Origin of the sequence: Streptomyces maremycinicus, assembly GCF_001184025.1 — a bacterium.
Classification (GTDB): Bacteria; Actinomycetota; Actinomycetes; order Streptomycetales; family Streptomycetaceae; genus Streptomyces; species Streptomyces maremycinicus.
The window spans coordinates 351,390-365,734 of the sequence record NZ_BBYG01000015.1; the positions used below are offsets into that span (position 1 = coordinate 351,390).

The window sequence follows — 14,345 nt, forward strand, 5'->3', positions numbered from 1 at the left end:
CAGAATCGCATATGAGGATCAACCGAACATATCAACCGCCACCCACCCTATTGTCGTCGACGGCGGGTACCACTCATGAAGGCCTGCATCAGGGACTCGGCCGCCACGGTGACCGCGGTCTGCATCGCGGTCGTCCTCGTCCTCGCGGCCTGCGGGGCGAGCACCGAAGGAGAACCCGGTGCGACGGACGGGCCGCGCATCGGTCTGCTGCTGCCGGACGTCACCACGCCCCGCTGGGAGACCCAGGACAGGCCGCTGCTGGAGGAGGAGATCGAGGAGGCGTGCGCCGACTGCGCGGTCGAACACGCCAACGCCAAGGGCGATGTGGCTCTCCAGCAGGAACAGATGGACTCGATGATCACCAAGGGGGTCGACGCCATCGTGCTCGTGGCCGTGGACGCCCGCTCGCTCGGCCCGGCGGTCACGGAGGCCCGCGAGGCGGGCATCCCCGTCATCGCCTACGACCGGCTCTCCGACGGCCCCATCTCGGGTTACGTCTCCTTCGACGGTGAGGAGGTCGGCAGGCTCCAGGGCCGGGCGCTGCTGACGGCGATGGGCGACAAGGTGCCCGGCGCCGAGATCGTCATGATGAACGGCGATCCGAGCGATCCGAACACGAAGTCGTTCGAGGACGGCGCCCTCTCCGTGCTCGACGGGCAGGTGAAGATCGGCAAGGCCTACGACACCCTCCAGTGGCGCAGGGAGACCGCGCACATGAACATGTCCGGGGCCATCGCGGCCCTCGGCGTCGAGGCCATCGACGGGGTCTACGCGGCCAACGACGGACTCGCCGCCGGGAGCATCTCCGCCCTCAAGGCGAACAAGGTCGATCCGCTGCCCCCGGTCACCGGGCAGGACGCCGAACTCTCCGCCCTGCGGCGCATCGTCGCCGGCGAGCAGTACATGACCGTCTTCAAGCCGTTCGGACCCGAGGCCGCCGCGGGCGGCGCCATGGCCGTGGCCGCGGCCCGCGGGGAGAGCCTCGCCCGGGTGGCGAAGGACCGGGTGCCGACGCGGGGCGGGGACCCGGTCGCCGCCGTGCTGCTCACCCCGGTGTCGGTGACCGCCGACAACATCGAGGACACCGTCGTGAAGGACGGACTGCACACCGTCCGGCAGATCTGCACGCCCCGGCTCCGGGCCGACTGCGAACGGGCCGGGCTGACCTGACCCGCGCCGGACGGACACCGTGCCGATCTCGACACGCGCCGGACGGACGCCGCCGTACCTGACACCCCTCGGGAAGGAGATGGTTTCCGTGCCGGAGAGCCGCTCCGGGCCGGCCGTGCGGGAGGCGAGGTGGTGAGCCGACTGCGGGCCGCCGCCCGTGCCGTGCGGAGCGGGCCGGCGGTCGTCCGGCGCAGGCTGAGCGCCGGCGAGCTGGGTGCACTGCCCGTCGTGCTCGTCCTCGCCGTCGTCTGGATCACCTTCCAGTCCCTCAACGAGAACTTCCTCTCGCCCCGGAACCTGTCCAATCTCAGCGTGGACATCGTCGGAACCGGGATGATCGCGGTCGGCATCGTCTTCGTGCTGCTGCTCGGCGAGCTCGATCTGTCCGTCGGCTCGATCAGCGGGCTCGCGGCGGCCGTCTTCGCCGTGCTGAACGTGAACAACGGGGTGCCGGAGTGGCTCGCGCTGATCGTCGCGGTGCTCGCGGGCACCACGGCGGGAACCGTCCAGGGCTACTCCATCGCCAGGACCCGGGTGCCGGCCTTCGTGATCACCCTCGCCGGGCTGCTCACCTGGAACGGGCTGATGCTGTCCGTCCTCGGCGACAGCGGCACCGTCAACCTCGACGAGAACGGTCTGGTCGCCAAGCTGACCAGCTACTACTTCACCGACGACGCCGTCGCCTACGGCCTGGCGGCGGTCGCCGCGGGCGCGTTCTTCCTCGTCGCGGACCGCGACCGGCGCCGCCGCCGGGCCATCGGTATGCCGCACCGCTCGCTGCACGCCGTCGTGCGGCGCACCGCGGCGCTGGCCGTCATCGCGTTCGGCGTCGCCTACCTGCTCAACCGGTTCCAGGGGCTGCCGCTCGCCCTGCTGGTCTTCCTCGTGGTGGTGGCGGGTCTCGACGTCGTGCTGCGCCGCACCCGCTACGGACGGCAGGTGTACGCGCTCGGCGGCAGCCTCGAGGCGGCCCGCCGCGCCAGCCTCGGCGTGACGTGGGTACAGACCGCCGTGCTCGCGGCCTCGGGCACGATGGCCGCCGTCGGGGGGCTCTTCCTGGCCTCGCGCATCACCTCGGTGAGCCAGAGCTCGGGGTCGGGCGTGCTGCTGATCAACGCCATCGCGGCGGCCGTCATCGGCGGCACCAGCCTGTTCGGCGGGCGCGGTTCCACCTGGTCGGCGGTGCTCGGCATGCTGGTCATCCAGTCGATCGCCTCGGGAATGGCGATCACGGACACTCCCCCGGCCGTGCAGTTCGTCATCACGGGCGGGGTGCTCTTCGCCGCGGTGGTCATCGACTCGTTGTCGCGGCCCGCTCGGGCGGCCCGCCGAGGCGGGTGAGGCGCGAGGGCCGCCCCGGAGCCCGCCCCTGCGCCCGGAGCACCGGGCGACCCCGGTTCGTGGAACGGCCCCGGCGACCGTCCCACGAACCGGGGTCACGGGGTCTGGTCGTCCTCGACGAACGCGCTGATCAAGCCGTGGGGCGCGAGGTCGCCGAACATGAGCTCGTGCAGCCGGGTGCCGTCGGTGGCGGCCTCGGCGCTGCGGGGGAACATGGCCCGCTCGTACACGGCGAGCGCCGTCTCGGCGTCGTCGGGGTGCGCGGCCAGCGCCTTGCCGAGCTCGGCCCCGTCGTACATGGCCAGGTTGGCGCCCTCGCCGTTCGGGACCGAGAGGTGGGCGGCGTCGCCGAGCAGGGTCACCCCCGGCACCCGGTCCCACCGGTGCCCGACCGGCAGCGCGTGGAGGGGCCGCAGGACCGGCTCGGTGTCGGCCTCGGTGATCAGCGCGGTGAGTTCCGGCGCCCAGCCCTCGTACGCCCGGGCGATCCGCTCGGCGGCCCCGGCGGCGTCGGTGAGGTCGACGGCGGCGAACCAGTCCCGCGGCTCGGCGAGCATCGCGTAGACGTGCAGGGTGTCGCCCTTCTCCCGGTGCGCCACGATTCCCCGGCCCGGGGCGAGCGCGAGCAGGGACCCACCGCCGACCGTCTTCGCCCGGTCGGGGTGGCGGGTGTCGCCGTCGAGCAGGTACGTCTCGACGACCGACATGCCGGTGTAGTCGGGCGAGGCGGCACTGAGCAGCGGCCGGACCCGCGACCACGCGCCGTCCGCGCCGACGAGCAGGTCCGTGGCGACGGTGGCGCCGTCGGCGAAGGTCACCTCGTGCCGTCCCTCGCCGAGGGCACGGACCCCGCCGACCTTGCGGCCCCACCGGACGGTGCCGGCCGGGAGCGAGTCGAGCAGCATCCGCCGCAGCTCCCCGCGCTGGACCTCGGGGCGGCCGCCGGTGCCGTCGTCGAGGTCCTCGAACAGGACGGTCCCGTCCCGGTCGACGATCCGCGTCGCCTGGCGGCCCTCCAGCACGAGGCCGCGGAACTCGTCCAGCAGGCCCGCCGCCCGCAGCGCGGGCTGTCCGTCGTCCTCGTGGATGTCCAGCATCCCGCCCTGGGCGCGGGCCGTCGGTGAGGCCTCCGCCTCGTAGACCGTGGCGGTGATGCCGTGGACGTGGAGGACCCGGGCGAGCGTCAGTCCGCCGAGTCCGGCCCCGATGATCGTGACGTCAGTGGTCATGGTGATTCCCTTGCGTGTCGCGCGGCTGCCGGACGGGCACCCGGCAGGATCTTCCGCAAGGTTCCGGCCGCAGGCCGACAAGCCGCCGACATCGCACCGACAGCCCTGGCGGGACCCGACAGACGACCGACGCGGCGCCGCGCGGCCCGCGCCCACCCTTCGCTCACCGCCCGCCACCGGTCGCCTGTCGTCCGGTTCGACCCCCGTGCGCCTGTCGCCCGGTGCGACGACCCCCGTGCGCCTGTCGTCCGGTTCGCCCCCCCGTGGAAACCCGCGGCCGGCACGGCCCTCAGCACTGACGCGCGGGCGGCGGAAATCGGGTTGACCCGGCCGGGGGCCGACGCTGCACTGTGGCGTGGCATCACGCGTGGTGGTGCCGGTATCCCGAGAGGCAGGCTGCGGCAGCGATGGAGATCCGCCCCACGACCGACCAGGACCTCGGCGTCTTCGTCGACACGCTCCACGGCGCGTTCGGGCGCTTCCCGGAGACCCCGGCCGAGGGCGGCGGCGGGGTCTGGTGGGCGGCGCTGGAGATGGACCGCAACCTGCTCGCCGTGACGGCGGACGGACAGCCCGTCGGCACCGCGGGCGCGTACTCCTTCGAGCTCACGCTGCCCGGCGCGATCCCCGTCCCGGCCGCCGGGGTGACCGCCGTGGGCGTCCTGCCCTCGCACCGGCGCCGGGGCGTGCTCGGCGCGATGATGCGACATCAGCTCACCGAATTGCGGGCCCGCGGGGAGTTCCTCTCCGTACTGCTGGCCTCCGAGGCCCTGATCTACCGAAGGTTCGGCTACGGCCCGGCGACCTACACCCGGCGACTGACGGTGCCGCGCCACAGGGGAGACCTCGCCCTCCCCCGGGCGCGCGCCACGGCCGACGCTCCGGCGTCCGGCCCGGAGACCGGCACGGAGACCGGCACGGAGACCGGCACGGAGACCGGCACGATCGAGCTGCTGCGACGTGCCGAGTGCGGCGAGATCCTGGAAGAGGTCTACGACCGGTACCGCCGTGCGCAGCCCGGTGCGCTGTCCCGGCCGCACCGCTGGTGGGCCGTGCGCGCGGGGCAGCCCCCGATCGCTCCGGCGGCGCGCTACGTCGCCGTCCACCGGGACGCCGACGGGGCCGCGGACGGCTACGCCTGCTACTCCCTCGGCGAGCGTGACACCCTGACCGTCGACGAGACCATCGCCGTCGACGACGCCGTCTTCACGGCCCTGGCCCGGTTCGTGCTCGGACACGACCTGGTCGGCGAGGTCGTCTTCCGGCACTTCCCGCCCGAGCACCCGCTGCGCTGGCAGTTCGCGGACTTCCGGGCCGGTCAGGTGAGCGACGACACCGACTGGCTCTGGGTCCGGCTGCTGGACGTCCCGCGCGCGCTCACCGCGCGCGGCTGGTCCACGGACGGCGAGCTGGTCCTCGACGTCGACGACCCGTTCCTCGGCGAGCGCGGCCGCTACCTGCTGACCGTCGAGGACGGTGAGGCCGACTGCGTGCCGACGGACCGGGAGCCCGACCTCTCACTGGACGTGAGCGACCTGGGCTCGGTCTACCTCGGCGGCACCGCCCCGAGCACGCTCGTCCGGGCCGGACACATCCGCGCCCACCGCCCGGGCGCCGCCGTCCTCGCCGACGCCCTCTTCCGCGCCGAGCGTGCCCCGCACTGTCTGCACTGGTTCTGACCACGCCCGACCGCCCCGCACCGGTCTTGACCGGCCCCGATCGCCCGCCCCCGCCGGAGTGTGCGCGAGTGACGTCCCGACCGAAGGCGCACCACTGCGGCGGTCAGTCCCGCGGGGCGGTGTCCGAGGGAGCGTCCGGCCATCCGTCGGCGGCCAGTTGCCGGAGGCGGTCCATGACGGTCCGCGTCGCCGGGGTGATCCAGCGGCCACGGTGCCACATCATCTGGACGGGGACCGGAGGAAAGTTCTGGGCGGCGCACAGCCGGCCGGAGGCCAGATCGGCCCGGACGCCGACCTCGGGCAGCAGGGCCAGGCCGAGGCCGGCCTCGACACAGGCGCGAGCCGCTTCGATGCTGCCGAAGCGTGTCACGCGCGGGGACTCTCCTGGCAGCGCGAGCAGGTCCCGGGCGAACGCGTCGCTGTACGAGCAGCCCTCCTCGAGCAGGAAGACCGTGTGTCCTGCCAGCCCGCGCAGCGGCGTCCCGGTGTGGGCGAGCGGGTGCCCGGGGGCGGCGACCAGCACCAGGGGCTCGGCGCCGATGGCCTGCGACTCCAGCTGCGGCACCTCGATGCGCGGCTCGAGGAGCAGCGCGAAATCCGTACGCCCCGCAGCCAGTTGGTCCGCCGCCTCGGCGGGGGTCGCCACCGCGCGCATATGGATGTCGACGCCGGGCAGGCCGCGGTTCAGCCCGGCCACCGCGAGCGGGAGGCGGTAGGCGCACAGGGACTCGCTCGCGCCGATGGTGACGCTGCCCTCGACCGGGGCGGTGCCGTGCGCCTCGTGGCGCAGCCGGTCCTCGGCGTCCAGCACGTGTCGCGCCCGTTCGAGGAGGCGCGCACCCGTCTCGGTGAGGACGGTTCCCGAGGGCAGGCGGTCGAAGAGCCGCACGCGCAGCTCCCGCTCCAGGGCGCGGATCTGCACGGTGACGGTCGACTGGGCCAGGTGGAGCTCCGCGGCGGCGGCGGTGAAGCTGCCGGTGCGGGCCAGGGCGGCGAAGGTCCGCAGCACGCGTGTGTCCACAGCGGGTCGCCCTCCCTCCGATGCCATAGAAGAAATCGATGGCGTGCTTCAAGTCTAATCATTGGACGACATAGCCCACGTTCGAGGAGGCTTGAGGGCATGGACATCCTGCGGTACAGCGCCTTCACCGACCGGCCCGACGGAGGCAACCCGGCCGGCGTCGTCCTCGACGCCCGGGGACTCGACGACGCGGACATGCTCCGGGTGGCCGCGGAAGTGGGCTTCTCCGAGACGGCGTTCGTCCTCCCCGCGGAGGGCCCCGGCCACACCCACCGGGTCCGCTACTTCAGCCCCCGCGCGGAGGTCGACTTCTGCGGCCACGCGACGGTCGCCACCGCCGTCGCCCTCGCCGAGCGCTCCGCCCCCGGCACCCTGGTGTTCCGGACCAACGCCGGGCTGATCGACGTGGCGACGGCGGCGGAGGGAGCGACGCTGCGGGCGACCCTCACCAGTGTCCCCACGTCCTCACGGCCGGTCGCCCGCCCCCACCTGGAGTCCGCGCTGAAGGCGCTCCGCTGGTCCGAGGCCGACCTGGATCCCGCCTTCCCCGCCCATGTGGCCTTCGCCGGCAACCACCACCTCATGCTGGCGGCGGCGTCGCGGGAGCGCCTGGCCGACCTCGACTACGACTTCGAGGCGCTGCACGCACTCTCACGCGCCCAGGACTGGACCACCGTCCATCTCTTCCACCGGCACAGCGACACCGTCTTCCACGCACGCGACCCCTTCCCGCTCGGCGGCGTCGTCGAGGACCCGGCGACCGGCGCCGCGGCCGCCGCCTTCGGCGGCTATCTGCGTGCCCTCGGGCGGGCGACCCACCCCGCCCCGGTCACCGTGCTCCAGGGCGACGACATGGGCCGCCCGAGCCGGCTCACCGTCACCACCGCCGCGTCGGACCCCCGGGTGAGCGTGAGCGGCCAGGCCGTCCCGCTGCCCTGAGGGGCTCCCCGCGTACGGGCGTCCCGCCACCGAGCCCCCCGCCCGCCCCATCTCCCGGCCCGCCGAACCTCCCGTGCGTGCCGAACCACCAGACCCGCCGAACCTCCCGGGCGTGCCGAACCCCCCGGCCCGCACAGCGGATTGTCGGCCAATACCTCCCGGGGTCGCCGCGGGCGCGGAAGCCGGCGACGGGGCGCTCCGGGCCGGACCGGCGCCGTCCGGCGGCGGCGTCCGCCGCCGTCCGCGTTCGGCTGCGCAATCGTTGCCCGGGTCCCGGACGCGTGGGGTGCCGCGGCCCGCACGCGGCGCACACGGACCTGTGCCGGGTCATGAGCGCGAGCTCCGGGGCACCGCGGGAGGTCCGCTCCGCGCCGCCGTCGATATGCGGATGTGAAGCGGAACCTTTCGCGCCGCGGGGGCGCCGGACCGGCCGCCCCGTCCGCCACGGGTACACGTGCGCGTGTTCATGACCAGTCGGTGCTGAGCCATATATCCCCGCATCGGACGACGATTGCGCACTGAGCGGCACTTGTCGCTGACGTTCCGTCATGGCTAGGCTCCCGCCCACTTTCACAGTTCACACACTTTCGGCACATGGAGGCCGGCCGCCGGCGCGGCCTCCCGGTCGTACGGGGGGTGGGGAACGTCGGCACGTCACCGATCCGCCGGCCTTCCGGCCCGGCGCACGAGGAGAGACCCGTCACCGACGGGGAGCCGCGCCGCGCGAAGCGAACGGACCCGTCGGCCCCGGCGGACGGGGTGACCCGGACGGACCGCCCGGGCGCACACCACGCCCGGCCCGCCCGGGCATCGCGGGACCTCAGGATCCTGTGGTGGGTCAACGCGGCCGACGGGCTCGGCAGTCAGGCCTCCGGCCTGGTCCTCCCGCTCCTGCTCCTCGATCTCGGTCACAGCCCCGGTACCGCGGGATCGCTGGCCGGCGTCGCCGCGCTCACCGGGGTCGTCCTCGGGCCGCTCGTCGCGGTACCGGCGGACCGGGGACGGCGGCGCCGCCTCATGACGGGTTCGGCGGCCCTCGCGGCCCTGGCCACGGGGGTACTGGCGCTGACCTGTCTGGGCCGGCCCGCGTTATGGGTCGTGGTGTCGCTGGCCCTCGCGGAGCGGCTGTGCGCCGTGGCCTACGAGGCCGCGTCGCGCGGAGCCATCGTCCGTCTGGCGACCGTCGACGAGCTGCCCCGGGCGGCGGCCGGTATGCAGACGGGCGACCAGGCCGCACTCGTCCTGGGTCCGGTGCTCGGCGGGGCCCTGTTCCAACTCGCCCGGCCGCTGCCCTTCCTGGCCGACGCCCTCTCCTACGCGATCGCCGCGCTGGGTGTCCGGGCCGTGCGCACCCCCCTCGACACACCCGCGCCGACCCCTCCGTCCGGCACCGGCGCCCGCCTGCGAGGGACCTGGCCCGAGCGGTTCGCCGCCGCGCGAGCCGGCGTCGTCACGGTGGCCGGGTCCCCGGTGCTGCGCCTGGTGCTGGTCTGGACCTCGGCCGCCGGGGGCGCGCTGACCCTGCTCTTCTACGCGGCGCTGTTCCGGCTGGGCGCGGACGACCGGAGCACGGCGGCCGGTGTGGTCCTCGCCGCGGCCGGGGCGAGCGGCCTGCTGGGCTCGCTGGTCGCGGCCCCCGCCGTACGACGGCTCGGCGCCGCCCGCCTGCTGACGGTGGCCGCCTGGCTGCTGCCGCTGCCGTGCGGCGCGCTGATGTGGGTGGACGGCGCGACCGGCTGGGGAGTGGCGTTCGCCGGGCTGTCCCTGCTGGTGCCGCTGATCACCGTGGTGCTGGCCGGCGCCGCCGTCGCGTGCACACCGGTGGAGCTCCAGTCCCGCACCGCGAGTGTGCTCGGCTCGGTGTCCGCGCTGGCCGCGGCCGGAGCGCCGGCGCTCGCCGCCGCCCTCGTCACCGTCTGGAGCTCCCGCGCGCCCGCACTGCTGGTCACCGCGCTCTTCGCGGCACTGGCCGGGTACACCCAGCTGCGGGCCGCCGCCGTACTGCGCGCGGGTGCCGCGGCCGCCGCCGGGGTGGGGGACGGCCGTGGCTGACGACTTCCGGGTCTTCCTCGGTGCCCTGCCCCAGGTGTGTCCGCGTGACGCGCGGCGCATGGTGCTGACGGCCGACGCCGACGGCCGTTGCGAGGTGTTCACCTGGGACGCGGCCACCAGGAGCACGCGGCAGGTCACGGACCGGCCCCGGGGGACGGTGCACTGCGCCATCGACGCCGACGCGTACGTGTGGTGGTTCGACGAGGACGCAGAGGGCCGCGGGCACTGGTGGTTCCAGCCGTTCGACGGAGGCTGCCGGGTGCCCGGTCTGCCCGGTGCCCCGGCCGCGCTGCCGCGCGGTCTGGCGGTGACGGACGACGGGACGGTCGCCGCGGCACTCGCGTCCCGGCACGGCGGCACGAGGGTGTTCGTCGGACGGCGTGGCCGGGCGCCGCGCGAGATCCTCCGCATCGCCGGGGAGGGACGGCTGGGCGGTGTCACCCCGGAAGGCGATCTGGTGGCTCTGGCCACGGTGTCCGACGGTGACACGAGCGTCGTGGTCGTCACCCCGGCGGGCCGGGTCGTCGCCCGCCTGCCCGAGACCGGCGGCCCGGCCGGCAGGTTCTGGTGCCGGGGCTTCTCGCCGCGGCCCGGCCGGTCCGCACTGCTGCTGGTGCACGAGCTGACGGACGAATACCGGTTGGCCACATGGACACCGGCCGGCGGTCTGGTCACGCACTCCTGGTGCCGTTTCGACACCGAGATCACCGCCGGCTGGTACCCCGACACGGACGAGGTGCTGGTGCGTCAGGAGCGGCACGGGCGCTCGCTGCTGCACCGGGTCCGTCTGCGCGACCGTACCCGCCGGGTCCTGCCCACTCCCGCCGGGAGCCTGCTGGACGCCGCCCCGCGGCCGGGCGGGGGGCTGCACTACCTGTGGACGGACACCGCCCACCCGCCCGTCCCGCACGCCACCGACGGGGTCGCCCTGCCGGCGCCCGGTCCACCGCCCCCCGTGCCCGGGCGGCACACCGAGGTGTGGACCCGGACGCCCGGCGGCCCGGTCCACACGCTGCTCAGCCTGCCGCGCCCCGACGGCAGCCGGTCCGGCGGGGCGGGTGCCGACGGCGACGCGGCACCGCCACCGGCCGTGTTCCTGGTGCACGGCGGACCCGCCGACCACGACCGGGACGCCTACGACGCCACGGTGCACTCGCTGGTGGCCTCCGGCTATGCCGTGGCGCGCGTCAACTACCGCGGGTCGACCGGCTACGGTCCGCGCTGGCGGCGGGCCCTCGGGCCGGATGTCGGCCATCCCCAGGTGGACGACCTGGCCGCGGTGCGCGCGGATCTCGTCCGTCGCGGGCTGGTGGACGACCGGGCTACGGCTCTGTGGGGAGTGTCCTGGGGGGCCTATCTGGTACTGCTGGCGCTCGGTACGCGCCCGGGGCTGTGGCAGGCCGGTGTCGCGGTCAAGCCCGTCGCCGACTGGGTGACCGCCCACCGGCTGACCACGCCCGCGCTGCGCGCCCTGGACGTCCGCTGGTTCGGCGGCACCCCGGAGCAGGTGCCCCGGCGCTACGCCCACAGCTCGCCGCTCAGCTTCGCGGCGAAGGTGCGGGCACCGCTGCTCGTGGTCGGTGCCGACAACGACGTCAAGTGCCCGCCGGAACAGATCCGCAGCTACCTGGGCGCGCTGACCGCGGCGGGCGTGACGCATGAGCAGATGTGGCTCGACACCGGCCACGACGGCTACGACGGCGCGGCACACGTCGCGGTCCTGCGCCGCTCACTGACCTTCCTGCGCGCGCGGCTGCCCGCACCGGCGCCCCCCTCGCGTCCCCCGGCTCGCCCGGGAGGACCCCGGCCCCGCTGAGGACACAGCGGGACCGGGTCGTGCACAGCACCACCCGCCCGAAGAACACGTCATGAACCCGAGAAGGAGGACGACTGTGCAGAAGGACATCATCCACAACGACCCGCTGGCGGGCGACGAGGAGAACCGGAAGCCGGGCATCGGCATCACCATCACCATCCCGTTCCGCAACGCCGCCGAGAGCGACGACGAGGAGTGAGCGACGGCCCGGCCGGCCCGGCTCCGACCAGGGCCGGCCGGGCTCCCTCCCGCACTTCCCGCACTCCCCCGCCCCTCACCGCGCTTCCCGCACCTCTCGTCCCGTCGGCCGCCCGTGCGCAAGGAGCCCATCGTGCGCGTTCTTCTCGTCAACATGCCCTGGTCCCCGATAGACCTGCCCTCGCTGGCCCTCGGCATCCTCAAACGCAGCGTCGACGACCACGTCCAGGACGCCACCTGCGAGGTGCTGCACGCCAATCTGGAGTTCACCGACTGGATCACCGCCCGCTCCGAGTTCACGGCCGAGGACTACGAGTACTACGCCCTCTCCTCCTACTTCCTCGGCTGCGGTGACTGGGTGTTCTCCTCGGCGCTCTACGACGACCCGACGTGGCGGGACGCGGAGTTCGTCGATGCGATGTCGTCGAAGCTGCGCCGGTCCCGGATGCGTATGACCCGCGAACTGCACCGCCTCGTGCCGGAGTTCGTCGACGAGGTGGCCCGCCGTGTGGTGGCTCTCGAACCCGACGTGGTCGGGTTCACCTCCACCTTCCAGCAGAACACCGCCGCGCTGGCGGCGGCCCGGCACATCAAGCGGCTCGCCCCGCACGTCGTGACCGTGATGGGCGGGGCCAACTGCGACGCCGAACAGGGCGCGGCCGTCCACCGCAACTTCCCCTTCGTGGACTACGTGGTGCGCGGCGAGGGCGAGGACGCCTTCCCCCGGCTGCTGACCGCGCTGCGCGACGGCGACCCGTCCGCCGCGGAGGCGGTGCCGGGCCTGTGCCACCGCACCCCGCACTCCGGGCACACCGCCAACCCCATGCCGACCGGGCCGCTGCCGCCCAGCGCGATCCTGCCCCCCGACTACAGCGGCTACTTCGAACGTCTCGCCGCGTCCGTGGCACGCAACTGGGTGGAGCCGAAACTGGTCGTCGAGGGCGCGCGCGGCTGCTGGTGGGGAGAGAAGCACCACTGCACCTTCTGCGGCCTGAACGGCTCGTTCATGGAGTTCCGCAGCAAGAGCCCCGACGTCTTCTACCAGGAGATCATGGACCTGGCGGAGCGGCACCGGGTGCTCGACATGTACGTGGTCGACAACATCCTGGACATGCGCTACCTGTCGACCGTGCTGCCGCGCATCGTCGACAGCGGCTACGACCTGCGCATGCACATCGAGATCAAGGCCAACATGCGGCGCCCCCAGCTGAAGGTGCTGGCGGACGCCGGGCTCATCTACGTCCAGCCGGGCATCGAGAGCCTCAACAGCCGCGTCCTCGACCTGATGGACAAGGGCGTCAGCGGCTGCCAGAACGTCCGTATGCTGCGCGACGCGGCGGAGACCGGGCTGTCGGTGTCGTGGAACTACCTGCACGGCTTTCCCGGAGAGACCGCCGACGACTACGAACCCGTCATCCGCCAGCTCCCCGCCCTGGAACACCTCAACCCGCCGGTCGACCTGTCCGCCCGGATCGCCATCGAGCGTTTCAGCCCCTACTTCAAGCGGCCCGAGCTGGGCTTCACCGGGCTGCGGCCCGAGGAGCACTACCTGTTCACCTACGACCTGCCCGAGGCGGAACTGCACGACCTGGCCTACGTCTTCCAGGCGCCCGAACGCGGTATCACCGAGCCGACCGTCGGTCTCCTCAACGACGGCATCGCCGCGTGGAAGAAGCACCACGCCGACGCCCGTCTCACCCACACCGACCTGGGTGACCGGATCGTGCTGGTCAGCAGGCGGCCGTCCTTCGCCTGGCGGACCATGCAGCTCACCGATCCGTTCGAGACCGCGGTCTTCCGGCTCCTGGACCAGCCGCACACCGTGGTGGCGCTGCACCGCAAGCTGACGTCGGCCGCCGTCTCCGCCGGGGACGCGCCGCGCACGGCACGGGAGGTCGAGGCCCTCCTGGCCGAGTGGGTCGCGCACGGCGTGGTGTTCACCGACGCGGGCCAGTACGTGCACCTCGCCCCCGCCGCCGTGAACCAGGACCTGCTGCGTCTGGACTACATGCGTCACGCCCACACGCGCGGCGAGGCCACGGCGTCGGCCGCGACCGAGCCCGTGCCCGCGCCCGTGCCCTCCTGAGCCCCGGCCGCCGTACCTCCCCCACCGCCCCGCTCCACCGAACCGGAGGAAGGACCGCCCATGACAGCCACCGCACCGGACCTCGCGATACGTGCCTGGCGCGATCTCGACCCGCAGGCCCGTCACCTGCCGGGCATGTCGCTGGGTTCCCTCCCGGTGACCGCGCGGGACCGGGAGGCCGACCGCCTCTGGGACCTGGGCGTGCGCCACGCCGAGCTCGACGCGCCCGTGGACCTGTCCGCCGACGATCGGGCGGTCCATCGCCGGACCGTCGACCGGCTGTGTCTCGTCCGCGATCTCACCGCGCGCGCGGTCTCCGTCGACTGGGACCTGCGGCTCTCGCCCCGGGACTCCGCCCACCAGTGGAAGGTGCTGTCCCACCTCCAGCCGCCCCGCACCCTCACGGGTCTCGACGACGCCGAGGAGGCCCTGCACGCCTGGCGGACCCGTCACTACCTGTGCAAGCTGGTATGGCGTCAGGGGCCGGGTTTCGTCCAGATCCGGGACCGCCGCTGGGGGGACCTGCGCCGCTTCACCGCCGTCGAACCCCACTACCGGGAGGCCATCGCCCTGCTCGGTCCCGGCGTGCACCACACCGAGGTACCCGCCGACGTGCTGGAGGAGTTCGCGGCCGAGCATCTGCTCCTGCGCGTCGGCGAGCTGGCGTGGTGGCTGCCCTACCGGGTCTCCCGCTGGCTCCAGGAGGCCATGGCCGTGTGAGTCCGCGTGCCCGCTCGCCCGGCGTCCGGGGAGGACACGCCGCCGGATGGCCCATCCCGGCCTTTTCCGGCCTCCCGGTCATAACGTACACAAT

11 protein-coding genes are annotated in these 14,345 nt (G+C 73.9%); 9 read left to right on the forward strand and 2 right to left on the reverse strand.

Going from position 1 to position 14,345, the window contains the following annotated elements; genetic code table 11:
• Positions 1–75 precede the first annotated feature (75 nt).
• Together AOQ37_RS22280 and AOQ37_RS22285 are read left to right on the forward strand one after the other, a co-directional pair.
• On the forward strand, positions 76–1,170 hold the full coding sequence (locus tag AOQ37_RS22280) for a sugar ABC transporter substrate-binding protein (RefSeq protein WP_062646365.1): 1,095 nt from the start codon (positions 76–78) through the stop codon (positions 1,168–1,170).
• A gap of 129 nt (positions 1,171–1,299) precedes the next feature.
• A complete protein-coding gene (locus AOQ37_RS22285) occupies positions 1,300–2,511 on the forward strand; it encodes a sugar ABC transporter permease (protein ID WP_062646366.1) in 1,212 nt (403 codons plus the stop codon).
• Between the two features lie 95 nt (positions 2,512–2,606).
• On the opposite strand, the gene AOQ37_RS22290 is transcribed toward AOQ37_RS22285, so the two are convergent.
• Positions 2,607–3,740 (reverse strand): FAD-dependent oxidoreductase, encoded by a 1,134-nt coding sequence (locus tag AOQ37_RS22290; RefSeq protein ID WP_062646367.1) that lies wholly within the window; start codon positions 3,738–3,740, stop codon positions 2,607–2,609.
• Positions 3,741–4,147: 407 nt separating this feature from the next.
• Between AOQ37_RS22290 and AOQ37_RS22295 the strand changes: the two genes are divergently transcribed.
• Positions 4,148–5,419, forward strand: coding sequence for a GNAT family N-acetyltransferase (locus tag AOQ37_RS22295; RefSeq protein ID WP_062646368.1), 1,272 nt, complete (start codon positions 4,148–4,150; stop codon positions 5,417–5,419).
• A 103-nt stretch (positions 5,420–5,522) separates the two neighbouring features.
• On the opposite strand, the gene AOQ37_RS22300 is transcribed toward AOQ37_RS22295, so the two are convergent.
• Complete coding sequence (locus AOQ37_RS22300; protein WP_062646369.1) at positions 5,523–6,440, reverse strand: LysR family transcriptional regulator; 918 nt, start codon at positions 6,438–6,440, stop codon at positions 5,523–5,525.
• A gap of 99 nt (positions 6,441–6,539) precedes the next feature.
• Between AOQ37_RS22300 and AOQ37_RS22305 the strand changes: the two genes are divergently transcribed.
• From AOQ37_RS22305 to AOQ37_RS22325, 6 genes are all read left to right on the forward strand, one after another.
• Positions 6,540–7,379, forward strand: coding sequence for a PhzF family protein (locus AOQ37_RS22305; RefSeq protein WP_062646370.1), 840 nt, complete (start codon positions 6,540–6,542; stop codon positions 7,377–7,379).
• A gap of 759 nt (positions 7,380–8,138) precedes the next feature.
• Complete coding sequence (locus AOQ37_RS22310) at positions 8,139–9,431, forward strand: MFS transporter (protein ID WP_063781177.1); 1,293 nt, start codon at positions 8,139–8,141, stop codon at positions 9,429–9,431.
• Entirely contained in the window at positions 9,424–11,247 is a 1,824-nt protein-coding gene (locus tag AOQ37_RS22315; protein ID WP_062646577.1) for a S9 family peptidase, read from the forward strand. Before AOQ37_RS22310 ends, AOQ37_RS22315 begins: the two co-directional genes overlap by 8 nt.
• Positions 11,248–11,323: 76 nt before the next feature.
• Positions 11,324–11,446 (forward strand): hypothetical protein, encoded by a 123-nt coding sequence (locus AOQ37_RS41865; protein ID WP_266720057.1) that lies wholly within the window; start codon positions 11,324–11,326, stop codon positions 11,444–11,446.
• A 132-nt stretch (positions 11,447–11,578) separates the two neighbouring features.
• Positions 11,579–13,531: a RiPP maturation radical SAM C-methyltransferase gene (locus AOQ37_RS22320; protein ID WP_062646372.1), complete on the forward strand. Its 1,953-nt coding sequence runs from the start codon at positions 11,579–11,581 to the stop codon at positions 13,529–13,531.
• 60 nt (positions 13,532–13,591) lie between these two features.
• Positions 13,592–14,251, forward strand: a complete 660-nt coding sequence (locus AOQ37_RS22325) for a DUF5825 family protein (RefSeq protein WP_062646373.1) — start codon at positions 13,592–13,594, stop codon at positions 14,249–14,251.
• Positions 14,252–14,345 lie beyond the last annotated feature (94 nt).